20 protein-coding genes are annotated in these 23,657 nt (G+C 62.7%); 8 read left to right on the top strand and 12 right to left on the bottom strand.

Features of this window, described 5'->3' with window-relative positions:
* Positions 1-107: 107 nt before the first annotated feature.
* Positions 108-1,679, top strand: coding sequence for a YecA family protein (locus ACSQ1W_RS18545; protein ID WP_436045306.1), 1,572 nt, complete (start codon positions 108-110; stop codon positions 1,677-1,679).
* A 118-nt stretch (positions 1,680-1,797) separates the two neighbouring features.
* The gene (locus ACSQ1W_RS18540) at positions 1,798-2,643 is read left to right on the top strand and encodes a DUF4238 domain-containing protein (protein ID WP_436045305.1); all 846 of its coding nucleotides are present in this window, start codon (positions 1,798-1,800) and stop codon (positions 2,641-2,643) included.
* A gap of 371 nt (positions 2,644-3,014) precedes the next feature.
* Here the strand turns inward: ACSQ1W_RS18540 and ACSQ1W_RS18535 are convergent, their stop codons facing one another.
* The 6 genes from ACSQ1W_RS18535 to ACSQ1W_RS18510 all read right to left on the bottom strand — a co-directional run bounded on the left by ACSQ1W_RS18535 (position 3,015) and on the right by ACSQ1W_RS18510 (position 8,374).
* Positions 3,015-3,347, bottom strand: a complete 333-nt coding sequence (locus ACSQ1W_RS18535) for a Qac family quaternary ammonium compound efflux SMR transporter (RefSeq protein ID WP_436045303.1) — start codon at positions 3,345-3,347, stop codon at positions 3,015-3,017.
* Positions 3,348-3,595: 248 nt separating this feature from the next.
* On the bottom strand, positions 3,596-4,378 hold the full coding sequence (locus tag ACSQ1W_RS18530; protein ID WP_436045301.1) for a hypothetical protein: 783 nt from the start codon (positions 4,376-4,378) through the stop codon (positions 3,596-3,598).
* Positions 4,379-4,606: 228 nt separating this feature from the next.
* Positions 4,607-4,903, bottom strand: coding sequence for a hypothetical protein (locus ACSQ1W_RS18525; protein ID WP_436045300.1), 297 nt, complete (start codon positions 4,901-4,903; stop codon positions 4,607-4,609).
* 73 nt (positions 4,904-4,976) lie between these two features.
* Positions 4,977-6,416: a serine hydrolase domain-containing protein gene (locus ACSQ1W_RS18520; RefSeq protein ID WP_436045298.1), complete on the bottom strand. Its 1,440-nt coding sequence runs from the start codon at positions 6,414-6,416 to the stop codon at positions 4,977-4,979.
* 117 nt (positions 6,417-6,533) lie between these two features.
* Entirely contained in the window at positions 6,534-7,283 is a 750-nt protein-coding gene (locus ACSQ1W_RS18515; protein ID WP_436045296.1) for a LytR/AlgR family response regulator transcription factor, read from the bottom strand.
* Positions 7,280-8,374, bottom strand: coding sequence for a sensor histidine kinase (locus ACSQ1W_RS18510; RefSeq protein WP_436045294.1), 1,095 nt, complete (start codon positions 8,372-8,374; stop codon positions 7,280-7,282). Before ACSQ1W_RS18510 ends, ACSQ1W_RS18515 begins: the two co-directional genes overlap by 4 nt.
* Before the next feature lie 355 nt (positions 8,375-8,729).
* On the opposite strand from ACSQ1W_RS18510, the gene ACSQ1W_RS18505 reads away from it, so the two are divergent.
* The 6 genes from ACSQ1W_RS18505 to ACSQ1W_RS18480 all read left to right on the top strand — a co-directional run bounded on the left by ACSQ1W_RS18505 (position 8,730) and on the right by ACSQ1W_RS18480 (position 15,597).
* Positions 8,730-9,467 (top strand): response regulator transcription factor, encoded by a 738-nt coding sequence (locus ACSQ1W_RS18505; protein ID WP_436045293.1) that lies wholly within the window; start codon positions 8,730-8,732, stop codon positions 9,465-9,467.
* A gap of 566 nt (positions 9,468-10,033) precedes the next feature.
* The gene (locus ACSQ1W_RS18500; protein WP_436045291.1) at positions 10,034-11,863 is read left to right on the top strand and encodes a sodium:solute symporter family protein; all 1,830 of its coding nucleotides are present in this window, start codon (positions 10,034-10,036) and stop codon (positions 11,861-11,863) included.
* A gap of 135 nt (positions 11,864-11,998) precedes the next feature.
* A complete protein-coding gene (locus ACSQ1W_RS18495; protein WP_436045289.1) occupies positions 11,999-12,553 on the top strand; it encodes an RNA polymerase sigma factor in 555 nt (184 codons plus the stop codon).
* Entirely contained in the window at positions 12,546-12,920 is a 375-nt protein-coding gene (locus ACSQ1W_RS18490) for a DUF6768 family protein (RefSeq protein ID WP_436045288.1), read from the top strand. Before ACSQ1W_RS18495 ends, ACSQ1W_RS18490 begins: the two co-directional genes overlap by 8 nt.
* Positions 12,921-13,112: 192 nt before the next feature.
* Positions 13,113-14,672, top strand: coding sequence for a BCCT family transporter (locus tag ACSQ1W_RS18485; RefSeq protein ID WP_436045287.1), 1,560 nt, complete (start codon positions 13,113-13,115; stop codon positions 14,670-14,672).
* Between the two features lie 52 nt (positions 14,673-14,724).
* The gene (locus ACSQ1W_RS18480) at positions 14,725-15,597 is read left to right on the top strand and encodes an ion transporter (protein WP_436045286.1); all 873 of its coding nucleotides are present in this window, start codon (positions 14,725-14,727) and stop codon (positions 15,595-15,597) included.
* A 13-nt stretch (positions 15,598-15,610) separates the two neighbouring features.
* On the opposite strand, the gene ACSQ1W_RS18475 is transcribed toward ACSQ1W_RS18480, so the two are convergent.
* The 6 genes from ACSQ1W_RS18475 to ACSQ1W_RS18450 all read right to left on the bottom strand — a co-directional run bounded on the left by ACSQ1W_RS18475 (position 15,611) and on the right by ACSQ1W_RS18450 (position 23,597).
* A complete protein-coding gene (locus tag ACSQ1W_RS18475; protein ID WP_436045285.1) occupies positions 15,611-16,597 on the bottom strand; it encodes a hypothetical protein in 987 nt (328 codons plus the stop codon).
* A gap of 66 nt (positions 16,598-16,663) precedes the next feature.
* Positions 16,664-16,957, bottom strand: coding sequence for an energy transducer TonB family protein (locus ACSQ1W_RS18470; RefSeq protein ID WP_436045284.1), 294 nt, complete (start codon positions 16,955-16,957; stop codon positions 16,664-16,666).
* 431 nt (positions 16,958-17,388) lie between these two features.
* Complete coding sequence (gene exbD / locus ACSQ1W_RS18465) at positions 17,389-17,814, bottom strand: TonB system transport protein ExbD (protein WP_436045283.1); 426 nt, start codon at positions 17,812-17,814, stop codon at positions 17,389-17,391.
* A complete protein-coding gene (gene exbB, locus ACSQ1W_RS18460; RefSeq protein ID WP_436045282.1) occupies positions 17,811-18,527 on the bottom strand; it encodes a tonB-system energizer ExbB in 717 nt (238 codons plus the stop codon). The genes exbD and exbB overlap by 4 nt, the downstream gene beginning before the upstream one ends.
* A gap of 65 nt (positions 18,528-18,592) precedes the next feature.
* A complete protein-coding gene (locus ACSQ1W_RS18455; protein ID WP_436045280.1) occupies positions 18,593-21,469 on the bottom strand; it encodes a hypothetical protein in 2,877 nt (958 codons plus the stop codon).
* An 85-nt stretch (positions 21,470-21,554) separates the two neighbouring features.
* Complete coding sequence (locus ACSQ1W_RS18450; RefSeq protein WP_436045279.1) at positions 21,555-23,597, bottom strand: TonB-dependent receptor; 2,043 nt, start codon at positions 23,595-23,597, stop codon at positions 21,555-21,557.
* Between the last annotated feature and the right edge of the window lie 60 nt (positions 23,598-23,657).

Raw genomic sequence — 23,657 nt, 5'->3', positions numbered from 1 at the left:
TAGCCAAGCTGGGCTCATCAGGCGCGCCAAGTGGCTCATCTAACAGCTCTACCGTGATCCCTCCGAAATCTGTTCTACTCCGGCCGCGAGGGTTGGGAGGAAGAGCGATGACGAATCAGAATGAGCCGCGAAGAATGGACCCCTGTCCGTGCGGCAGCGGTAAAATCTACAAGAAATGCCACGGAGCCTTCCCGTCGCACTGGAATGAGGAGCTGGAGAGGGGCTTCCAAGCCGGCAAGGCCCGCCACGAAGCCCTCCAAGCCCGCCGTCAGCACCAACAGGGACGCGGCAAGCCAATCATTGGTGCAAAGCTCGGCGAAGTTCAATTCGTAGGAGTTGGGGATAAGTTGCGCTGGGGCAACTGGAAGACTTTCGAAGACTTCTTGGATACCAACCTAAAGCTCGCGTTCGGAAAACATTGGGCGGACGAAGAGCTAGCAAAGCCCACTGATGAGCGACATCCATTGTTCTCCTGGATCGATGAGTACGCGAAACAGTTAGAACAGGCGCCAGCTACGCCTAATGGCGTAAGAACGATGAGGTCTGTAGGTGCGCATGCTGCCTACTTTGGGCTTGCATACAACCTCTATCTGCTACAACACAATTCAGAGCTAAAGAAGCGACTGCTTCGTAGACTCCGGTCAACGCACTATTTTCATGGTGCGTACTACGAGACCTGTGTCGCGGCTACATGCATTCTGGCCGGGCTGAAACTAGAGCTGGAGGATGAAGGGGATGGAAGCTCTACTCACTGCGAGTTCTATGCGATTGACCCGAACAACGAGAGGCGATTCTGGGTTGAGGCAAAGTCTCGAATTGCCGAAAAAGAGCACCTGAGTATCAGAGATCAGCTGTACAGAGCGCTTAGAAAGGATGCCGAAGTAGAGCGTGTGGTGTTCATTGATATAAATGTCAGGGATAGCACGCTTGATGAAACTATCGCGGATGAGCTTACAAAGCAGGTTCGTGAGTGTGAGCAATCTATAACGATTGACGGCAAGCCCGCACCTCCAGCTTTTCTCTTTGTGACGAACTTCTCTCCGCATCTATGCATCGAAGCGCCACCACCAAGGCGAATGATAGTTCCCCTGGGGTTCAAAAAACCGGAGTTTGGGGTGGGCGTGGAATACCCTTCGGTTGAAGAGGCGTTCAAGGCAAAGCGTATGCATGGACCGCTGTACCAACTGATGGACCGTTATAAGGCTTACTCAATTCCATCAACCTTCGACGGCGAGCTTCCCCACTTCTCTTTTGGCGAAGCTACGCGGCGCTGGATTGTGGGGGAGGCGTACAGAATCGAGGATATGGAAGATCCCTGCATCCTTGAGTCTGGGTTAGTCTCTCCAGAGGACAAGGAGGCTGCTCTCGTCTTCCGGTGTGGATCGGATCGCTTCATCTCTCGAGATCCGCTCTCCGACGCCGAGCTTGAAGCATACAATGCGCACCCAGAAACTTTCTTTGGAGTTCTGGACAAGAACGCGAGAACAAAGCAGCCCGAGACCCAGTTGGATTGGTTCGAGTTCGCCTATGAGACCTACAGGCACACGCCCAAAGAACGGTTATTGGAGTTCATGCAGGATGCACCTGACATCGAAGAGCTTAAGGGGCTGGATCAAGACGAACTGGCGATTCGCTACTGCGGTCGATTCGCCAGAGGAGTCCTCGCTGGTCGTAGTTAGCGGGATCGTCGTATGGATTCTGGCCTGCGAGCGTCCTGCGGGGAAATGTAGTAAGAGAACTCGTCGTCGTTGGGCCCCAAGCCAGATTCGGAGTTGGTCTCGCGAATATCATTGGTAGATGGGCCACCACTACATTCCACAGTACTACCTACGTGGCTTCTGCACAGACGAGCGACTTTGGGTGCTTGATCGTGAGAAGAGGAGCCAGTTCAGAACGCAGCCAAAGTCAGTAGCCAACGAAACCGGCATGTACACGGAAGAGCTGGAGAACTGGCTGAATGAGCATATTGAGCTTCCGGCGCAGGAGGCACTGGGCCGCGTGCGCAATCGTCAGCCACTTCGTCAAGTCGATCGCGAGAGACTTAGCCAGTACATCGTGATGCTCTGGAAGCGCGTACCTAGAGGTCGCATTAGAGTTGCGGAGCAGCTTCCGAGTGCCGCCGTTGTCGCGCGCGAGAACATCAGACGGAAGCTTGCAGTGGACCCGAGCCTCGCTTCTGAGGTTCGTGGCGACGCACAAGACGCAATGTCGGTTGTTGATGCCCTTATCGCAAAGTATGTCCAGAATCCTCCGGCCGATATTTGGCACAAGACTCTGGCAGAGGGGCCAGGGGCGCGCATGGTCAGCGCAATGTTGTCCATGAAATGGGAGCTTCTAGTAGATGAGAGTGGCAGCTACTTCACTAGTGACAACCCACTGTTCTACTTCGAGGAAATTGGAATAGGACGAAGGCAATCGGAGCTTTCAATCCCGCTGGCGGCGGACGCAACGCTGTTCGCTACCTGGGACGGACCGCAACCGTCGACTTATCGCGAGGCCGCCCCGCGGGTGATTCGCCAGCTCAATGCAAGAACGGTAGCGAGGTCGCAGAGGTTTGTCTTCGCTAGGTCGGTCGAGAGTTGGACCCTGCCGTTTGTCTGGCGTGCGCACCATGAGGTGGCGCCATTGCTTGGGATAGCTTGAGTGGCGGCAGCCAACCCGAAGCGGAACCCGCCGGGGATACAGTGTTCGTACACGAACGTTGGACTCGGAGGACGTCAGGCACGTAGGCATGGACCATTCTGCCACCGGCCGCGACACGACCGGCGGTCTCAGTCCTTGGGGTGGCGGCTCGTAGCATAGCGGCATGCCACTCCCCGAATCCTTCCGATGGGCAGACTCTGCTGACGGCAGCAGCAACCAAGCAACGGCCTGCGCACCGCTCAGTTCAGCCGTTTCCCGATGTCCGCTTCTGACCGGAAGCGGACTTGTGAGCCTGGATAGCTGCCATCGCCGAGAAGCGGATGAATGTGAAAAAGCCACCGCGGCGAACAAACTTCAAGATGCTCGCCCGCTCAATGTGCGCTCACCTTAGAAAGCAAGTTGAGAACTGATACTCCGCTGATGATCAGCACCATGCCAACAAGAGCCCAAGCATCTAGTTTCTGTCCGTGAAAGACCCAAGCAATTGCCGCAACCAGTACGATTCCAAGACCAGCCCAAACGGCATATGCAATCCCCACCGGAATCGACTTGAGCGAAAGTGAGAGGAAGTAAAACGCCGCCCCATAACCAACTACAACTACAACGGATGGGAGTAGCTTGGTGAAGCCTTCGCTGGATTTCAGCGCGGACGTCGCAATGACCTCCCCGACGATTGCGATGGCTAGAAACAACCAGTTCTTCACTTTTTTATCTCCAGTCTACTGGGTCAGAAAGAAATGGTGCGGTTTCCTATAGGCAAAGAACAGTCTTGTCGCGCTACCTTTTTTATGGGCACACCATCACCAGATGTGGATAGCCGGTCCGCTAAGCGCAATGAGGTCTCAATGTCTGTTTCTGGCCGGTAGCGCACACCGATGGCGAGAGTCTGCTCTTGGCTGCTGACGTCAGGCCAAGGCAGCGGGCACGTTGCCGCGCCCGCCGTCGAACATTTTCAAAAATCCCATCGGCCGGTGATCAATAGCGGCATCGAGACGCGGCTACCGTTGTCGTTGATGGCAGCCAGGCCGAGCCCGGCGATCGCGGAATCGTCTTCCGAGAGATCGTCGATGTAGTTCACCCCTGCGGTGAGCCTCATACTGAAGCGCTCGGTGAACGAAATCTGCGCACCGGCCTCAAGACCGCCACTCAGTGCCCAGTCCTTCTCGTAGAACGGCGCATTCGGGATCGTGATCGCGGCATCGGGAATCTCGAAGGTTGCCCTGATGACATCGGTTTCGGTCGCACCCAGTCGCGCCGCGACGAATGGTCTGACCCGGCTGCCGTCGCGGAAGAAGTGCCGGTACCCAGCCTCCCACGCGTACGAGTCATAGCCCGAGAACCTTCCGAAGACGTCGAGCTCGGTGTCGAGCGCCGGCACGTACGCGGCACCGACTCGCACGCGACCATCATCGGCGCTGGTCTCCCTCGCCTGGAGGAACACTTCGCTCCGGTCGCTCAGTCCGTAGCCCAGTTCCAGGCCCCATGACTTGGCGGTGCCGTAGATCTGCTCATGGCTACGGGAACGAATGCGCAACTCCGCGCTGACGCCCGCCAGCGCGGGGTTCAAGGGACCGAGATCCGGCACCGGTGCCACCGCGCCGGTGTGGACGTCCCCGCTGACCGGCCTGTCGACGCCGCCGAACACCGACATCGAGAATTTTCCCTGCTCGGGACCTGCCGCGAACGCGGGCCCTGCCGCCATCAGCAAGGCGGCGCCGAGAAGTTTGATCTGCATGTGCCTCTCCCATCAGTACGGATAGCGCCTACCTACTGTAGGCAAGGGCTCTACGCACGTGTGATGGAGGTGGATTCAAACAGGACGAAGTATGTAAGCGGCCTTTCACAGTTACTCACGCCGCGTCGACGTCGCTGTATGCGCTTGCCGTTCGTCAGCACTGCTTCGGGCAAGTTCTGCGCCGGCTTGCAACCCAAGGCGGACATGGACGTGGTCGCGGCAGAACTATCAGCGCAGCTGACAGACCGGGGGATTGGTCATGCCGAAGGACAGCAGGTTGCCGCCGTTGACGGTGCACGCATACGTCTTGCCGTTGCGCGCCTTGAGGGTGACGTAGGTGTTGGTGCCTTCGGTGCGGCGCTCGACGAGGGTCAGTTCCGACGGCGACAGGCCGAGCACGCCGCCGGTCTCGGACAGGATGCGTTCGTCGGAGAGGGCGTTGGTGCGGCCGGCGATCGAACTGCAGCCGACGGTGGCGAGACAGGTGGCGACGAGGATGGTGCAGGCAAACGTGCGGAAACGCATCGTGTGGTTCCTTTCCATGATGGGGGCCGGGAGGGATCGCGCGTGCCGGCCCCGGGGACGCGCGCGCAGGAGGTCAGCGCGTCAGGGTCAGCGTCGACGTGGCGTTGAGCGATGCCGTCCATTCGCCTTCGCGCACCGCACGCAGGTCGTACAGGCCGTACGGCGTGGCCAGCGCCGCGCGCGACAGCGTGCCGTCGTCGGCGAGGGCGACGATGCGCAGGCGATGCCCGGGCCACGCATACGCGCTGGCGAAGAAGTCGCGCAGCGGCGCAGGCGCGGCGATGTCGCCGACGCAGCGTCCGTGTTCGAGGCGGAACGTCGCAGCGAGGTCGAAGCGCGCTTCCTTCAGCGTGCCGGTCAGGCGCGCGCCGGTGGGGCATGCCGCGGCGACCAGACCGGACGGCGGCGCGCGGAACGGGGCGGCCAGCAGTTGCGCGGTGGGCTCGATCGCCGACACCCACATCGCATTCGAGAGCACGCCGACGGCGGTGTCCTGTCCGGGCCACAGCAGCAGCACGCTGCGCGCACCGGTGGTGGTGCCGGCGTGGTGCGCGATGCGGTCGCCGTCGGCATCGCGGCCGATGCGCCAGCCGAACCCGACCTCGTAGTCGCGCTCGTGCACGGGCGTGCCGTCGGCCAGCAGGGCGGGTTGTTGCATCGCCTGCCAGCGCGCGGCGCCGACGATGCGGTGTTCGAGCAGGCGCCCACCGAACGTCACCAGCGCTTCAGGCGTCGCCGCCAGTCCGCCGCCCGGCCAGGTATAGCTCATGTCGGTGCGCGGCACGCGGCGGGCGTCGCCGTGTTCGATGTCGTACAGCGTCGCCGCCTGCGTGGCCGGCGCGTCGCCATCGGCGCCGATGTCCAGGCCGTCGGTGACGCGGCGGACGTAGTCGAGGAAGTGTTCGCCCGCGCGCGCTTCGATCATCGCGCCGATCAGCGTGTAGCCCCAGGAGGAGTAGCGGTATGCGGTGCCCGGCGGCGACAGCAGTGCGCGACCGGAGAAGTAGCCGACGGCATCGCGGGCGGTGGGATAACGGATCCTGCCGAGCGTCTGCAGATCGTTGCCGGCGTAATGCGGTGCGCCTGAGATGTGTGCGGCGAGCTGGCGTACGGTCACCCGCGACCATGCCGGCGGCAGCCACGGCAGCGTGTCGCCGACCGGCGCGTCGATGTCGAGTCGGCCTTCGTCGATCAGTTTCGCCGCCGCCGTGGTGGCGATGACCTTGGACACGCTGGCCAGCCGGAACACCGTGTCGCGCTGCACCGGCGCGCGCGCGTCGACATCGCGCAGGCCGGCGCAGCCGGTCCAGGCGACGCGGCCATCGCGCCACACCGCCGCGCCCATGCCGGGCACGCCGTTGGTATCGACCAGGGCCTGCAGCAGGCGTTGCGAGGTGGCGCTGGCGGCATCGGCGGGAGCCGTGCCGCAGGTATCGGCCGCCATCGCGGACGTCGCGACGGACAGCAGCGCGAACGCGCAGGCAGCGGTCAGGCGGGAAGACGTGAGGGGCATCGATCGGCTCCGGTCGGGGAGCCTTCACCCTAGTGACGCGATCCGGCGATGTCGCGCTGCGTGCGGTTGCGCGTGCCTGCGGTGCGCCGGTCCGGTGGAACGGTGCGCGTGCGACGGTCAGGCGCGCGCGTGCAGGGCGGCGAGCAGCGCGTCGATGTAGGTGCGGCTGACCCGGACCGGCGTGCCGTCATGCAGGCGTAGCACGGCATCGCGGTTGGTCAGCGGCTGGATCTCCGCCACCTGGTCCAGGCGCACGATCGAGGAGCGGTGCACGCGCACGAAGCGCGCGGGATCCAGCTGCGTGGCCAGCTGGTGCAGCGACTCCCGCACCATGTACGTGCGGGTGCCGACATGCAGCACGGCGTAGTCGCCGTCGGCGCCGATCCATTCCACCGCATCGGCGCCGATGAAGAGCGTGCGGCTGCCGATCCGCACCAGGAACTTCTGCAGCGGACGTGCCGGTGCCGCCGCACGGGCCTTCACCGGCGGCGCATCGAGGGTGCGCAGGCGCAGCAGGGCGCGCGCGCGCGCCACCGCTTCGCCGAAGCGCAGGTCGTCGAGCGGTTTGAGCAGGTAGTCCACCGCGTTCAAGGCGAACGCGCGCACCGCGAAGCCTTCGTGCGCGGTCAGCAGGATGGCGAGCGGCCGGTGCTCCGGGGGCAGCGCAGCCAGCACGTCGAGGCCGGTCATGCCCGGCATCTGCACATCGAGGAACACCAGGTCCGGTGGCGTGTCGCGGAATCCCTCCAGGGCGGTGGGACCATCCTCGTACTCGCCGGTCAGCACTAGGTCGTCGAACGCGGCCAGTTGCGCGATCACGCCGCGCCGTGCCAGCGGTTCGTCGTCGACCACGGCCACGCGGATCATGCGCTCGCCTCGGGTTGCAGGCGCAACGGCAGCGTCAGGCGGACGTGGTAGCGCTCGCTCTCGATGCCGGCACACAGGGTGGCGTCGCCCGGGTACAGGCGCGCCAGCCGGCCACGCACATTGTCCAATCCGACGGCATCGCGCGCGTCGGCCGGCGACGGCGGCACATCGTCGGTCTCCGGCAGATCGTTGAGAAGGTGGAGTTGGAGCCGCGTGCCGTCGCGGGCGATCCGCAGGTCGAGCCTTCCCGGTGCGCGGCGCGGTGCGATGCCGTGGCGGATCGCGTTTTCCACCAGCGGCTGCAACAGCAGATAGGGCACGTAGGCGGCGAGCACGCCGTCGCCCAGCTGCCACGACAGTTGCAGCCGTCGCCCCAGCCGGGCCTTCTCCACTTCCAGGTAGGCTTCGGTCATCGCGATCTCCTCGGCCAGCGTCACCTCGTGGCGGGGCCGCGCGTCGAGCACGGTACGCAGGAAGTCGCTGAGCCGCGCCAGCATCTGTCGCGCCTCCGTGCCATGGCCTTCGGCGACCAGCGTGGACACCGCGTTGAGCGTGTTGAACAGGAAGTGCGGCTGCAGCTGGTAGCGCAGCGCACGCAGTTCGGCGTCGCGCGCGAGCGAGCGGGCTTCCAGGTGGTCCGCCTGCTCCTGGCGCAAGGCGGCGTAATAGGTCACCACCGCGTGGATCGCGCAGTACGCCACCAGCACCAGCCACGCCCCTTCCAGTCCGCGGAACAGTAGCGGCACCTCCACCACGCCCGGCGTGGCCAGCCGGGCGAGACTGCCCGAGGCCATCGCCTGTACGGCCACGCTCATCAGGCGCGTCGCCAGCGCCATCGCATAGGTCGTGGCCAGCAGTGCCAGGGCGACGCGCCAGCCCGGCGTGCCGCGTCGCCACAGCCAGCGCTGCAACGCGGTCAGCGGCAGCAGCCACAGCACGAAGGCGGACAGGTACAACGTGCGCGACAGCGTCGCGTTGCCATGGCCGAACAGCGGCAACGCCATTACCAGCAGGCAGGCGCCGAGCGGCAGGCCGGCCAGCACCGGTAGCCAGAACGGCGGAAGCGCAGGGCGCGGGGCGCGGGTGGGCATGAAAGGGCCGGTGGTGACGGGCAGATCGCCGGGCCATCAGTTCACCACGGCCAACGGCGATCCGGCCAGCGGGCTGCGCCGGGCCGGTGATGCGATGCGCTGGTACGGGTTGGCGACTGGATGCTGTCCTTCGCGATCGCATACCACGTCGTTCTACGACCCGTATTGGCTAATAGCGGAAATTGGCAGAGCACTCGAGTGGAAAAGTTGTCCGACAGGTGCTGCGCGTCTCCACATCTCCGTGCAGAGCACTGATGGGCCCGCAAGTGGATAAAAGTGACGCTTGCCCACCTTCACGTCATCATGACAGCGTCCAGTTCAGTTTAGTGAAACTGACCAAAGAAGGAGGTACGACATGCTAGGTTCCGGGATCATCCTTCTTGTCGAAGACAACCGAACCCTTGCAGAGGCGATAGGGAACTACTTGGAAACAAGGGGGCTGGATGTTGACTACGCCGCCGACGGATTGGAGGGCTATCGGCTAGCCCAAGAGAACCGATACGATGCAATAGTGCTAGACGGCAACATGCCTCGGATGGATGGTCTAGAGGTGGTTCGCAAGCTGCGAGAGGAGTCCAAGGCGTCCACTCCCATCATCATGGTGACGGCACGCGACGCACTGGAGGACAAGGTTAAAGGGCTGGAGCTTGGCGTAGATGACTATCTCACCAAGCCATTTGCTGCGCAGGAGTTGGAAGCGCGTCTGCATGCCGTGATTCGCCGCAATCGCAAGCAACTTTGTGGCCAGGCGTTGTGCGTGGGCGATCTCAGCTATGACCCCGTAAGTCAAAGTGCCACGCGCGAGGGCAAAGAGATTCATCTATCGCGGGTCGGCATACAGTTGCTTCAGATCTTGATGCGTGAGTCTCCTCGAGTTGTGAGTCGTAAAGAGATTGAGAGGGAAATCTGGGGAGACGATCTGCCTGAGTCTGACGTCTTGAGGAGTCATCTCTACAATTTGCGTAGGGCGATAGATCGGGATTTCGCCAATCCGCTGCTGCAGACCGTCCAGAATGCTGGCTATCGCTTAGCAGACATTGGCCAATTTCAGGAAAATGCAAGCGGGCCTGTGTCAGCTTATGCTGCGGCGTAAAAGACGCGGTAGTGGCAAGATCTATGATTGCCGAGCTAGCGTCTCTCGGAGTTTGCGGCGGCTGAAATGTGTCTAAGCCGCGCCAAAATGTCTCAACAGATAGCTTCATGCCCGCCTAAACTCCTTTTACTTCCTGCCTCGCAGCTCTCGATCTTCGAGGCAGTAATGTCTTGGCAAGACGTCCGCCCACCCTCGACTCCCGGCACCAGTCGAAATTCTATTGAGGACATGCAATTTATCGGCGCGGTTCTCATCGATGAGCGCTTTGCCAACAACGTGCACGCCGGACGTCCTGGCTGGGTGAATGGTTGGTTCTAGTGTGACCAAGCGGCTTTCTGAGGCGCTGTGTGCCGTGATCGCGAGGGCTAGTTGCGACCCGCGCAGAGATAGAACGCGTCGCGACATCTCCTAATCTTTACTTACGCGCGGTCATTTGAATCCGATCTGCTCGCGTATCACCTCCAGCTCAACCAGTAGCCCTCGCGAACTAGGCCGAGCGGCGCAAGGTGTTACCCTAGCATCGCGATGCACATCTCCGAGCAGGCCAAGCGCCCCTGATGGGGAGGTTGGCCAACATCGACTGGGTCATCGTCGTGGGCTATCTGCTCTTGACGCTGGCGGTAGGTATCTGGGCATCCCGTTCGGCGGGAAGGTCCCTTGAGTCGTACTTTGTTGCTGACCGTTCTCTGCCTTGGTGGTGGCTTGGTACATCCATGGCGGCGACCACCTTCGCTGCAGACACGCCTTTGGTGGTCGCAGGACTGGTGGCGGAGTATGGTGTCGCTGGCAATTGGTTCTGGTGGTCGTGGGCGATCTCTCACGTTACGGTGGCAGTACTCTTTGCCGCACTGTGGCGCCGCGCTGAAGTGCTCACAGACGCTGAATTCATCGAGCTCAGATACTTCGGGCGCAGCGCCGCCTTCCTTCGAGGCCTCAAGGCCAGCTTCTTCGCCGTTCTTCTTAACGCGATCATTCTGGGATGGGTCGTTCGCGCTATGGTCAAGATCGCGGCGCCATTCGTTCACTGGGAACATTGGCTTGGCGTCGACGCGGTTGCGACGTTCGAGCATGCCTGGCCTTCGGCCCTACTGATTGGCAATAGCGGAGGCGACACTCTCACGGTGCTTGCGCTCTTCGGGCTCGTTGGCTTGTACTCCAGCCTAGGGGGCATTCGAGGCGTCATCCTGACCGACTTGTTCCAGTTTGCGCTGGGCCTACTGGGCGGCATCGTCTTCGCTTGGTATGCCATCGACCATGTGGGCGGCCTGAGCGGACTGCGCGCGGGTCTTGAGCGCCACTATGAGGCAGATAGGTTGCTGGCCTTCTTGCCGGCAACCGACGCAGCGTGGCTCCCAGTCCAGGTGTTTCTTGTCTACATTGCCGTTCAGTGGTGGGCACAGTACTACAGTGATGGCAGTGGCTACCTGGCGCAGCGGCTGTTCACCGCTCGCGACGAACGTCACGCGACGGCCGGCGCACTCTGGTTCGCCGTACTGAACTACGCCGTGCGGAGCTGGCCCTGGATCCTTGTCGCGCTGGTTGCGCTTGTGGTCTACCCGCTAGGAATGGATGCGACTGGATCGAGCGAGGCCGTCCTGGCCGACCGGGAGATGGCCTATCCCGTGCTTATGTCCGAACTGCTTCCGGCGGGCGTGCTCGGTCTGCTCTTCGTCTCCTTGCTCGCGGCATTCATGAGCACGGTGGACACGCATCTCAACTGGGGATCGAGCTACCTCACCAACGATCTGTATCGCCGATTCGTCAATCCGCGCGCGAGCCAACGCACATTGGTCTTGGTGAGTCGTCTTTCGGTTCTCTCGCTGGCAACCATGGGGGTACTGGTTGCGTCCCAGATCAACAGCATCGAGCAGGCGTGGCGCTTCTTCGTCGCACTGGGCGCGGGCCTTGGACTGCCGTCCATGCTGAGGTGGGTATGGTGGCGCGCGAACGCGTGGACCGAGATCGTTGGACTCCTATCTGCTTTGCTTGCCGCAGTCTTCCTCTACTGGCGATTCCCTCATGCACGCGATGAGTACTTGTTGCTCGGCATTGTTGCCGTGTCCACGATCTCGGCCGTTGTAGCCACGTGGCTCACGCCCCCTGTGCCGCAGCGGCAGCTAACGGCATTCGTGGAGAAAGTGCGCCCGGTGGGGTATTGGCCCGGACTTCCCGGCGCCGCACCTCCCAGAACGATGGGCTGGCTGATCTTGGCGTGGACGTGTGGGAATGCAGGGGTGTTCGGCGTGATGTTCGGTATTGGGGAGATACTGCTGGCTGATGCACTTACAGGCGCGATGTTGGTCCTTTGCGGGGTCATCGCCCTGATCGTGACCCTGTGGGCCTGCGAGCGCTGCCGTTCAGGCCGAGCGCTCGCGATGGCCCGATACATCCAGTAACGGTAAGCCCTGGGGGGCATCGCATTGCCGAGACCCAGTTCCTGGGTTGGGGCAGTTTTCGGACCCAAGCGATTGAACCGTTCTGTCACTTCGTGGCACCTATATGGGTAGACGAGCCATTTGGACAGTGCGCCAGTGCGGGACAGCGAGCGGATCTACGACGAACTACTGGTAGCAACAGCCACGGACGGCGACCGACAGGCGCTGGACAGGTTGATAGCTCGTTGGCAGCCGAGACTGCTGCGGCACGCTTGGCGCGTACTGGGTGATGTGGATAGAGCTCAAGATGCGCTACAGGAAGCATGGATCGAGATCCTGCGAGGCATCCACAGACTGAACGACGTTGCTGCTTTCCCCGCATGGGCCTACCAGATCGTCTCGCGCCGTTGCTATCGAGCCTTGAATAGGAGCGCACGAGCGCCCTTCGAAGAGGAGGTTGTACAGGCTGAAGAACCCCGAGTATCCGAGCGCGAGTCAGGCGAGTTCTCTTACGACCTCAGCCTCGTTCTCGCTGCCCTTGCCGGGCTGCCCGCGCCCCAGCGCGCCACGCTTGCCCTCTTTTACCTGGAGGGGATGACCGTGGCGGAAATAGCGGTCGCGCTTGACGTGCCGCCCGGAACAGTAAAAACACGCCTAATGCATGCGCGGACCAAGCTGCGCACACAACTCGATGGAGAATCTCGTGGATAAGTTTGATGAAGTGATCGGCCGCGCCTTGACGGAAGAGGACCGTGCGCTGTTGGCCCGCTACGGGCAGCGTGATTACGTGTCCGAAGCCACCAGCATGTTCAGCGGCCCCATGGGTGGCACCATGCGCCTGGTCTATGTGATGGTGTTTCTCACCTTCGTGGGCGCGGCACTTGCACTATGGAAGATGGGTACCTCAGTAGAAGCGGTATCGGCCATCCGGTGGGGTGTTGGTTCGATTGTTCTGTTTCAGATGACCTCGCTCTGCAAGAGCTTCTTGGGAACGCATATGGAAGCCAATCGCATGCTGCGTGAATTCAAGCGACTTGAGCTTCAAGTGGCACTGATGAACGAACGGAAGCTGCCGTAGGGGGCACGGTCTGCGCTTGCACGCCTACGAGAATGGCCGCATGCGTTGAGGTGCTCAACGCCAACGCTTGCTGTGATCGCGTGTCCTGCTGCTGCTGAGATCAGCATCGAAGGCCTCTTCTGCAGATGCCGTAATTTCTGTTCGATTGTCACGCAGTGGTAGACTGCAGAACCGTCGACGAGCGGTCCTGCCATGGTCTTCCGTCTATCGATAGCGCTACTGGCGGCTTTGGTGATTGCCGGTGTGGTGGCGCCGGATGCGTTCGGCGCGTTGAGTCAGCGGATGCAAGCGGCCACGCTGGGCAGTGCCGGCTGGCTCTATCTCGTCATCGTCTTCGGCGTATTGGCCTTTCTGGTCTATCTGGCATTCGGACGTGTAGGCCAGTTGCGTATTGGTGGCCAGGACGCAACTCCGGAGTTCTCACGCAGTTCCTGGTTCGCGATGCTCTTTTCGGCGGGAATGGGCATCGGTCTGGTGTTCTGGGGTGCGGCTGAACCGCTCTCGCATCTGGGAGCTCCCCCAGAGGGGTTGGAACCCGGCACTGCCGCTGCCGCGCGGGCCAGCATGCGCTATGCGTTCTTTCACTGGGGACTCCATCCCTGGGCGATATACGCGCTTATGGGGCTGGCGATGGCGTGGGCGCAGTACAACCGCGAGGGGCGTGGCCTGGTCAGCGATCTGCTGCGCCCGCTGCTGGGACAACGCGTGGACGGCATGCTCGGCAGCCTGGTCAATGTGTTCGCGGTGGTCGCAACGGCGGTCGGGGTGGCCACCACTTTGGGCCTAGGGGCGGTGCAGATCAGCGCGGGTCTGGAACATGTGGCTGGCGTAAAGGACTCCTTTGTCGTCGAACTGCTGGTGATCGCCGTCGCCTTCATCCTGTACATGACGTCCAGCGCTACCGGTCTAGATAAAGGCATCAAATGGCTGTCGAACGTCAACATCGGCGCGGCGGCTGTGCTTCTGTTACTGGTGATCGGACTGGGGCCAACGGGCTTTATCTTTGAGACGTTGACGACGACTTTGGGAGGCTACCTGAACCAGTTGCCGGCGATGAGTCTGCGTATGACGCCGTTCTCACAGACGACCTGGGTCGGGGAGTGGACGATTTTCTACTGGGCCTGGTGGATAGCATGGGCTCCCTTCGTGGGTGCGTTCTTTGCCCGCATCTCGTATGGCCGCACAGTGCGGGAGTTCGTGTTCGGTGTCGTCCTGGGCCCCACGCTGGTCAGCTTCCTCTGGTTCTCAGCCTTCGGCGGCACGGCGCTATACCAGCAATTGTTCGGAGGCATGGATCTGGCGTCGGCGCTTGCTACAGGTTACGAGCACGTGCTCTTCGCCTCGCTAGGCGGGCTGCAACTGTCCACCTTGCTCAGCTGGATCTCAATCCTGCTGTTGCTCAGCTTTTTCGTCACCTCGGCGGATTCGGCAACCCTGGTGCTTGCAAGTATGTCCAGCGAGTCGCAGGACGACCCGCCGCTGTTCCGACGCGTCGTGTGGGGTGTCATGCAGGCGGCCATCGCCGTCGCCCTACTGGCTGCCGGCGGGTTGCAGGCCCTGCAAGCAGTGGTGATCGTGGCCGCGCTTCCCTTCGCCATCCTGCTGGCCGCGGTCCTTTATTCGCTTCGCCGTCTTTTACTGAATGACCTTGCATCGATTGAGCAGGAAGAGCGAGAGCTTCATCGCGCGGAGCGGCGCTGGCTGCAACGGGAGCGCGATGCTGGGAACAGTGACGAGGAACTGAAGCAGTGAAGGAGATTCACATCGCCGAACATCGTCCAGGAAAGTTTGGTCGCGTGCCGCTATGACCCTTGCAAGACGTGATGAGTTGGAAGACCTGGAGCCCGGAGGGACGGGATGGCGCGCTCGCTGGTTCGAGACCATCTACCGGCACGACACACCCCGCTCGCGCAACTTTGACCTCGCGCTCATTGCTGCCATCTTCGCGAGCGTGTTCGTCGTGTTCGCAGATAGCACGCCGTCAGTTCACGCGCGCTTTGCTGGCCTGTTCTCGGTCCTTGAGTGGGGCTTCACGCTGCTCTTCACTGCCGAGTATGTGTTGCGCCTCATCGTGGTAAAGCGGCCGCTCAAGTACGCAACGAGTCTATGGGGAGTTATCGATCTTCTCTCGATACTGCCTACCTACTTCTCATTGATCTTTCCGGGCAGTCAGAGTCTGCTAGTCGTACGAGTCCTGCGCCTTCTGCGGCTGTTTCGCATCCTCAAGCTCACCCGATACGTGCAGGAGAGCGGTCTTCTCGGGGAGGCGCTATGGCGCAGCCGGCGAAAGATCCTCGTCTTTCTCTCGGTCGTGCTGACGCTGGTGGTGATCTTTGGCGCTGCGATGTACGTGATCGAAGGGCCCAACAACGGTTTTACGAGCATTCCCACCGCCATGTATTGGGCCGTCGTCACCGTCGCGACAGTGGGCTTTGGCGACATCACGCCAATTACGCCCCTGGGTCGAGTGGTGACATCTCTCTTGATTCTCATCGGCTACGGCATCATCGCGGTGCCTACTGGCATCTATACGGCTGAGCTTGCTGCCGTGTTCAGGGAGGATCGCCATGCAGCCACGCAGGAGGGCACGATCTGTGGGCGATGCCAGCTCGACGTCCATCCATCGGAAGCGAACTACTGCCATCGTTGCGGCGAACGACTGCCGAGCGGTGGCTGATGTGTCAGCCCGTCTAGAGCGCTGCGTTGGCGGGACTGCATGCGTTGTCGGTGGGGCAGAACCAGTCGCGCAGCATGGCGGCGACGCCTGGCTTTCCGGGACCCACGTACTGCGCGCGCCGCACCTTGTAGGCGCTGAGGATCGCGCCCGCTCGCTCCTTGAGCCGGAGATCAGCCTCCGTAACGTCCTGCCCCTTTGGCACCGCGTACGTGAACTGTCCGGTCTCGCGCTGGAACGTGGGGATCGCACGGAAGTCGCGCGTCACGAAATCGCCCGTCATGTCCTGATGGATAGAGGAGTTCACGAAGAAGCGGACGGCCTCGTCGGGGTAGCCGAAAAGATACCCGTAGCCGGCGAATCGCGACGCATCGCGCGCGTACTCAACCGCCATAAGCGCCTCAATGGGATTGGAGTGCGGCGTGATCGACCAGCGGGAGAAGAACTTCTCCTTTCGCTGGATCATGTCCGCCAGGGCGGGTCGAGAGAAGAGCACGCCTTCCACATGCCGATTGCCCGCATGGGGCGTGGCGAAGTGCACGATGTCCGCATGGATCTCATCGCCGCATGTCCAGGTGGAGACGATCCGCCGCAGATCATCGACGTCCCGAAGGTCGGAGAAGCGGTCTGCTGCAGACTTGGCTTCGGCGAGCCGGGTCTTTTGCTCGTCCGTCATCTTCGACGCGCGGCGCGATCCGAGCTCGGCCATCGCTGACGTCGCTTCTTCCTCGCTCATGCGGGGGATGGAGGTGGATACCCTTCGGTCGTAGAAGCCGGAACTCATGGGCTTGAGGGCACCCACCAGCGTGAAGAGTGCTTCGGTGTCTAGCGCTTCGAGCAGATACTCCTCCGACTTCTTCTGGAGCTCCGCAGAGAGTCCTTCGTTGCTGAAGCACTGGCTCTTCGTGTTCGTCTGAGCCAGCGACGTCGTGCTCGCGGTGAGACCGGCGATCGCCAGTAGAACAAGAGGAGCGATCCTCAGGCGTGTCTTCGCGGTTTTCATGAACTCTCTGCCTTATGTTGGGAAGGATGGAGCGACGCTGGTCGCGGAGTGGGGTCTGGATACCCATCAACGTCTTCGGACGTAGAACTCCACAGGCACCATCACGTCGACGGGGTAGGGCGCCAGTTCGGTCGGTGGCGGCGGGACGGGGCTGGCCCGCTGGACGGTGTCGAGCGTTGCCTGATCCAGCAGCGCGTTGCCACTGCTTCGCTCGATCCTTGCATTGGCGACATGGCCTCGTTGGTCCACCGAGAAGCGCACATGGGCCGTGCCCTCCTGGCGCATGCGTTCGGCCTGGCGGGGATAACGGCGATGCTGCTCGAGATGTCCCAGCAGGATCCCCTGCCATGTCGCGGCCATCTCTGTCCGAGCGCCTGACACCGTCTGTCGCGCGGCAAGCCGCGTGCTGGGCGCGGCATCGGCGCTGGGGGGTGCCTGCGCCTGCATTGGCTTCTCAGAGGGAGGCCCTACGGGCTCCTCGGGTGCCTGGCCGGGATCCTGGACATCAGGACTATCGAACGTCGGTAATTCGACGCGGGGTTGCAGGCGCGGTTGCTCCGCCCGCAGGAGGCGCTCGTTCGGCGGTTGCACGGGACCTGGCGGCATGTCCGTGGATGGCGCCGGCGGCGCCTCGGGCGTCGCGGCCAGCTCAAGCATGATGGCGTCAGCAGCAAGATCCGCCGTCGCAGGAGGGGCAGATCCCCACCACAGCACTACCCCGATGGCCGCCAGATGGACAAGGACCACCACGCCAAAGCTAGAAGCCCACACGACCGCGTGCCTGGACGCCGTCATTCCCCGGTCCGCTCCAACCCCACCAGCGCGACCTTCAGATAGCCGGCATCGCGCAGTGCGTTCATCGCGTCCATCAGATCGGCGTACGACACGGACTGATCGGCGCGAAGGAAGACGCGGGTGTCGCGATCGCCCTGCGTGGTGGCGTCAAGCGTGTTGCGCAGGCTGTTTGCCGTGACGCGCTGCTTGTTGACGCTCCAGCTCAGATCGGCCTGCACCGTCAGGAAGACAGGATCGGCCTCGCGAGGCTTGGGTTCCGCTGCATTGGCAGGGAGCTCCACGGGGATGTCCACCGTCGCCAACGGCGCAGCAATCATGAAGATGATCAACAGCACCAGCATGACGTCGATGAAGGGGGTGACATTGATCTCGTGGTTCTCCTCAAGATCCTCGTCATTGTGCCCACCTGCACCGGACTTCATGGCGCTCGCCCCTGCGCCCTTCTATCCAGATCCCGGGAAACCACCTGCTGGATACCCGCGGAGAGATCGCCAAGTACGCCCCTGAGGCTTGCAAGCGTTCGCGCGAAGTGGTTGTAGATGACGACGGCAGGGATGGCGGCCACCAGACCAAGCGCGGTGGCCAACAGGGCTTCGGCAATGCCGGGGGCAACCACCGCCAGATTGGTGGTGTTGGATTCGGCGATGCCCACGAAGCTGTTCATGATGCCCCAGACCGTCCCGAACAGCCCCACGAACGGCGCCGTCGCGCCGATGGTGGCCAGGACACTGGCGCCCTTGCGCAGCTCGCGCAGGTGACGGGCTTCCAGTCGGTCAAGCCGGGAGGCGACACGCTCGCTGACACCCGCCTTGTCTTCCACATCGTGCGATAACCGAAGTTCCAGCACCGTCGCATCGAGCAGCGACCGGGGGATGTCGTGCTGCAGGGCATCCGCGCCTTCGATGTCGCTCAGCCGAACGGCGGCGACTACTTGGTCGCGCGCCTCGCCCAAGCGGCGGCGCACGCGGGAAAACTCCCAGGACTTGGCGAGCAGCACGGTCCAGGTGACCAGTGAGGCCAGCGCCAGCCCCACCATGACGGCCTGCACGATGATGTCCGCATGGACGAACATCCCCCACGCGGTCAGTGTGTCGGGAGCGCGGGCAACCCCGGCAGCGGCGGAAAACGGCAACATGGAGAGCGTCCTGGGCAAGGGTTTGGACGAAGCAGGCGGCACGTGCCGCCTGCCCGGTTCGTCGCTTAGAAGCGGTAGCCGAGTTCCAGCTGGAAGTGGCGACCCAGCTCGTACTCCTCGTAGCCACCGGCAAAATCGTCGATATGGCTGGCCACGTTGCGCCGGTTGAGCACATTGGTCACGTCAAGATTGGCGAACACCGTCTCCTGCTTCACGCCCAGACGCTTTGCCCAAGCGAGACGCAGATCCCATGTCATTGCCGTGCCGAAGTCGCGCGGCTCGTAGACATCGATCTGGTCACCTTCATACTCCGCGCTTTCGCCCGTGTACCACGCAGCTTTGTAAGGGCCGCGCCAGCTCAGGAAACTTCCGACCGTCAGGTCCAGCGCCGGTATCTCCGTCTGCGTCATGATGCGCACCGTCCACGGGCGGGCGAAGTTCTCCACTGGGCGCTCGTTGTAACGGAATACCTGGCCCCGGTACTGGATGAAGTAGTTGTAGCCGTATCGGGCACCGTCCGGATCGTTGTGAGAGCGCTCGATGTCGGTCCAGTTGGCGATCAGTTGCGCACGGGTGCTTGTTCCACCCCACTCGAACTCGCGCTGGGGCTGCACGGTGAGCGAGACGCTGTCCGTATCGCTGTAGCCGATGTTCTCGTAGGCGTAGTGGAAGGTCTGCCGAACCGTGGGGTCAGGTACGGGCCCATCGACCCGGACCGTGATGATCTGGTCGCGCCCTTTGCGCTTGACGTACTTGAGGTCGAAGGCGGTATTCCATGCGATCTGCTGGAACCCCAGCGTCCACTCATCATCGTACGGTACGTCCAGATCGCCCAGCACGGTGGTGTTGAGTGCCGTGGGCACTGGCGTCGACCACACGAGATTGGATCCGCGTGACATGGTGAACTCCAGCGACTCGCGCCCCACACGAAGGGCACGGTCGAAGATGTTGCGCCCGTAATAGCGGTTGATGCCCGCGATCAGGCGGCTGCTGCCATCGACGGCAAAGTCGTACTCGAATGCCAACCGGGGAGCGACCGTGGTCTTGTCGGTGTAGTCGTCGCTGTCTATGCGAACGCCGGGTCGGAAGCGGGCGTTGCCGAAGCGCATGTCGTCCTCTGCCCACACCGTCCAGGTGTTCTGCTCGACATCGAACCGGCCTGCCTTGTAGAGATAGACCTGGTTGGCATACTGGCCATCGCCAGGCCGGAAGCCGGAAGATGCCGGCATTCCCTCCGGGAACGTCAGCGGCGAGGTCGAGCAGTGACGGTCATCGAGCACGCCGTTGGCATCGACGCAGGTCCGCGTCGGGCGCAGCGCCCCCACGCCATGGTCGGTGTACTGCTGTTTACGCTCGTACAGCGCCTCGGTGCGCGACAGGCCCACGCCGGCCGCGAAGCGATGTTCGCCGCCGAACAGTTCGACCGGGGACCATTCGAACTTGCCCTGGTAGCCCACGCTCTCCTGTTCCTGATGCAGATCGCCGAAGGTGCCGTACAAGGCCAGGCCGGTGGGGCGGCGCTCGCCCCAGTTGATCTCGGGCGAGTGCCGCCAGCGGGCGAACCACCCCGGACCGCCGGTACGCGAATGCTCCAGGAGGGAGCCGTTGAACTTGTGGGTTTGCACGACACGATCGCCGTCGTAGGTGAGCGTCATGCCGACATTGGTGCCGCCACCGTCGATGATGAAATCGCCGTTCATCGCGTTGCGGTTGAAGTGCTCACTCTGGTGCGGTTCGTAGTTGACCACCGTCTCCAGCATCAGGCGGTCGGTCGGGGTCCATACCCCTTTCAGGAAGTAGTTGTCGATCTGCCGGAAGACGTTGGTGAAGGTGGGCAGGCTTGCTCCGCCCTGTTCCATCGACTCGTTGAGCATGCGCTGGTTGTAGATATCCGAGCGCTTGCGGGTGAAGCTGCCGAGCAGCCCGAAGGTGTCGGTGAGATGACCTTCGAGGTTCAGGCGCCACGTCGTAGTAGCGAACTCGGGCTGGTTGCGCACGTAGCCATCTGCAATGGCCGGCGTGTCATAGAACTCGTCCTTTTTCCAATCATCCAGGTGGTACTTCGCCCACGAACTCCGCGTGTGGGTGGCCGACACGCTGCCGTGGTAGTCCTTGCTCGGCATGCGCGTGACCGCATCGATCACGCCACCGTTGAAGCCACCATACTCGGCGGGAACGTTGCTGTCGTAGACGACGACGCGGTCGACCAGGCCGATATCCAGCGCGATGCCCTGGCTGGTGTTCCCGTGCAGTTCGGTCGCCGACGCATTGACGTAGGCATACTCGCGATTGGACGGATTGATGTCGTTGTTCACCGACATGCCGTCGACCATGAACAGGTTCTGCCAGAACGCCGCACCGTGGATGCTGATGTCCGCCGGCTCGAGATCGCCGGGTCGGTTGCTGCTGTTGGCACCGCCGTCGAGTTGTACGGCTGGATTCATCCGCAGCAGGCTGGTGATCTGTCCGTGGCTGGCCGGGATCGCGTTGAGCGATCGCTCGTCATACTCACTCTTTCCCTGATAGGCGCCGTCTGCGTCCCCGCTTCCCTGTACCGAAAGCGGCGCGGTGACCAGGGTCCCGGACGTATCGCCATCGCGGGAAGGCACCAGCGCATACTCTCCTCCAGAGCGGACCACCACTTGCCATGGCGTGCCAGCCAGTAGCTGTCGCAGGGCAGCTTCCGGGGTCAATGCGCCCTGCACGGCCGAGCCACGACCCGTCAGGCCGGGCGGCAACTGCACCCCGGTGCCCGACTGGGTCCGAAACTGCGCCAGTGCCGTCTCCAGCGGCTGCGCGGGAATGTCGAATTGCCTGACGTTGTAAGCGCTGCCGTCAGCCGCCGTGGCGTCGGTAGCAACGGAGGACAGGGCGATTGAAACCGCACCGGCCAGCGCCAGCGTAGGAAACAGTGGGCGACGGGTACGAGAATGGCGCGACATGGGTGACACTCCTTGAGCGGGGTTTGCTCGCCAGGCTCGGCGAGAGATGAAGTTCTTCCGGGGGAGGCTTGAAGCGAGATAGGTGTCAGAGCTTCAGCGTGAGGCCGACGAATAGCGCTCGGCCTGTGGACGGCGAGAACATCGGCTGCGCCTGTTCCCAGAAGAAGCTGTCGTACCAGGCGTAGACGTAGTCGCGTCCGGTCGCGTTCTTGACCTGCATGTCCAGGCTCAGTCGCGGATTGATCTGGTACTTCGCGCTCAGGTCGAGCACCGCGAAGCCGCCGAACTTTCCGGCCACGTTCTGCTCCTCCAGGTAGTAGTCGCCTTGCGCGCGACCCTGCAGTCCGAAGGTCAATGCATCGGTGGCACGGAAGTCGATGCCGACATTGCTGATGTAGCGGGGCGTGGCGGCGACTTCGCGCCCTTCGAGGGAAGCGCCGGCCGCGCGTCCGTCTCGTTCGATCTTCGCTTCCTGGTAGGCGTGCGACGCCCAGACCGTCCAGCGCTCGCCCAGGCGGGCATCGACCTGCATGTCGACGCCACGGCGGCGGGTCTTGCCCAGCACCACGGTGGTGCCGGTCGCGGGCATGTTGGAGACCTCGTTCTCCGCATCCTGCTGCCACAGCGCGATGCGCGCTTGGACACCATCAAACGGGCTGAACTTGATGCCCGCTTCGACGCCCGTGTTGGTCGACGGTCGCATCGCGGCCTGGCCCGGCGTCAGGTAGGCCGGCGCCGTCGCGCCCGTGAGCACCTGGAACGTGCGGCCCCAGTTGGCGTACACGTTCGTGCTCGGCGTCAGCGCATACACCACGCTGAGCTTGGGCTGTCTGATCGTGCCGTAGTCCTGCAGCGGAGCACGAACACCACCCAACAAGTGGGTGGTGCCATCGAACCTGTCGACGCGATAGGCCGGCACGATCTTCAGCGCATCGAGGGGTTGATAGATCGCCTGGACGTAGGCGCCCCAGTTGTCGAACGTGTGGTTGTCGTCGTTCTGGACCCGCGCCGGCACACCATCGAAATCGGTGGGCTCGACGTAGTTGAAGCGCTCGCGCCGGTAGTGGTTGTCCTGCTGCTCGTAGTTGACGCCGCCCTCCAGCGTCAGCATGTTGCTGGCGGTCCAGGTCAGCGTGGCGAGCAGGCCGGCCTGTTTCTCGTCCCAGAGACGACGCTGCCGGGGTGCATTGCCGGTGGGCAGGTCACTGAAGGTGACGCGGCGATCGTCTTCGTAGCGGCTGTAGTAGAGCTTGCTGCCCAGCACCAGGCCGTCGGCCAGGCCGAGATCCAAGTGAAGGGCGGCCTGCTGCATGTCGCGGTCATCGCCGTCGTTGCGGTTGCGAAGATCGGAGCCCCTGCGGTCTGCACGCAGTTCCTCGGCTGTCATGAAGCCGGGTTCATCCGCCTCATGGTGGTAGGCACGTGCCGTCAGTCCGATCCGCATGCCATCTTCCAGGCTGCCGTAGAACCACTTGCCGCCGATCGCGTATTTCTCCGAGGTGTCGTGGTCGCGGTAGCCGTCCGACGCGAGCACGCCGACGAAGTAGTTCTGCGAGAAGTCCCCGTGCTCGCGCCCCACCGCCACTTGCGCGCCGCGCGTATTGAAGCTGCCGTAGTTCAGCCGGGCATCGGTGTACTCGCCGCCCTGCCGTGTGCCGAAGTTGATGTTGCCGCCGATGTTGTGCAGCCCGTAGCGGGGATCGTTGGTGCCGCGCACGACTTCGATGTAGTCGATCTCCAGCGGGAACAGCATGTCGATGAAGCGTTGATTGCCGCTGTTGACGTTGCTCGGCACGCCGTCGATCAGCGTCTTGATGGCATTGAGATAGCCCTCGCCATTGAATGCGCGGAAGCTGACCTTGCCGGATTCCGCACCCTGGCGCGTCTCGGTCAGTTGCATGCCGGGCATCAGGCCCAGCAGTTCCCAGCTCTGGGAGACGTTCTTGTCCTCGATGTCTTCGGCGCCGAGGACGTCGACGGACGTCAGCACTTCGTTCGCGGTGAGCTGGCCGCGACTGGAGCGGACTTCCACCGTTCCCATGGAGGTGGTGGCGCTTGTGGATTGCGCGTGGGCCGAGTTGGCCGCCAATGCGGACAGGAGGGAGACACTCAGGATGTGGAATTTCATGGAGACAGGGGCCTGGCAGGTGCGGCGGGGCGGCACCGGGAGTGGGAAGAGGGTAGGAAG

The sequence above is a fragment of the Pseudoxanthomonas sp. LjRoot143 genome (assembly GCF_964252945.1).
Lineage (GTDB): Bacteria > Pseudomonadota > Gammaproteobacteria > Xanthomonadales > Xanthomonadaceae > Pseudoxanthomonas_A.
Note: the sequence above shows the minus strand (reverse complement) of the source record. Positions and strands in the feature narration are given on the sequence as shown.

What these genes read in the sequence shown, in the direction of transcription:
- ACSQ1W_RS18545 (WP_436045306.1), top strand. Translation starts at nt 108, where the DNA reads ATGACGAATCAGAATGAGCCGCGAAGAATGGACCCCTGTCCGTGCGGC.
- ACSQ1W_RS18540 (WP_436045305.1), top strand. Translation starts at nt 1,798, where the DNA reads ATGGGCCACCACTACATTCCACAGTACTACCTACGTGGCTTCTGCACA.
- ACSQ1W_RS18530 (WP_436045301.1), bottom strand. Translation starts at nt 4,378, where the DNA reads ATGCAGATCAAACTTCTCGGCGCCGCCTTGCTGATGGCGGCAGGGCCC.
- ACSQ1W_RS18525 (WP_436045300.1), bottom strand. Translation starts at nt 4,903, where the DNA reads ATGCGTTTCCGCACGTTTGCCTGCACCATCCTCGTCGCCACCTGTCTC.
- ACSQ1W_RS18520 (WP_436045298.1), bottom strand. Translation starts at nt 6,416, where the DNA reads ATGCCCCTCACGTCTTCCCGCCTGACCGCTGCCTGCGCGTTCGCGCTG.
- ACSQ1W_RS18515 (WP_436045296.1), bottom strand. Translation starts at nt 7,283, where the DNA reads ATGATCCGCGTGGCCGTGGTCGACGACGAACCGCTGGCACGGCGCGGC.
- ACSQ1W_RS18510 (WP_436045294.1), bottom strand. Translation starts at nt 8,374, where the DNA reads ATGCCCACCCGCGCCCCGCGCCCTGCGCTTCCGCCGTTCTGGCTACCG.
- ACSQ1W_RS18505 (WP_436045293.1), top strand. Translation starts at nt 8,730, where the DNA reads ATGCTAGGTTCCGGGATCATCCTTCTTGTCGAAGACAACCGAACCCTT.
- ACSQ1W_RS18485 (WP_436045287.1), top strand. Translation starts at nt 13,113, where the DNA reads ATGGTCTTCCGTCTATCGATAGCGCTACTGGCGGCTTTGGTGATTGCC.
- ACSQ1W_RS18480 (WP_436045286.1), top strand. Translation starts at nt 14,725, where the DNA reads ATGACCCTTGCAAGACGTGATGAGTTGGAAGACCTGGAGCCCGGAGGG.
- ACSQ1W_RS18475 (WP_436045285.1), bottom strand. Translation starts at nt 16,597, where the DNA reads ATGAAAACCGCGAAGACACGCCTGAGGATCGCTCCTCTTGTTCTACTG.
- ACSQ1W_RS18470 (WP_436045284.1), bottom strand. Translation starts at nt 16,957, where the DNA reads ATGGCCGCGACATGGCAGGGGATCCTGCTGGGACATCTCGAGCAGCAT.
- exbD (WP_436045283.1), bottom strand. Translation starts at nt 17,814, where the DNA reads ATGAAGTCCGGTGCAGGTGGGCACAATGACGAGGATCTTGAGGAGAAC.
- exbB (WP_436045282.1), bottom strand. Translation starts at nt 18,527, where the DNA reads ATGTTGCCGTTTTCCGCCGCTGCCGGGGTTGCCCGCGCTCCCGACACA.
- ACSQ1W_RS18455 (WP_436045280.1), bottom strand. Translation starts at nt 21,469, where the DNA reads ATGTCGCGCCATTCTCGTACCCGTCGCCCACTGTTTCCTACGCTGGCG.
- ACSQ1W_RS18450 (WP_436045279.1), bottom strand. Translation starts at nt 23,597, where the DNA reads ATGAAATTCCACATCCTGAGTGTCTCCCTCCTGTCCGCATTGGCGGCC.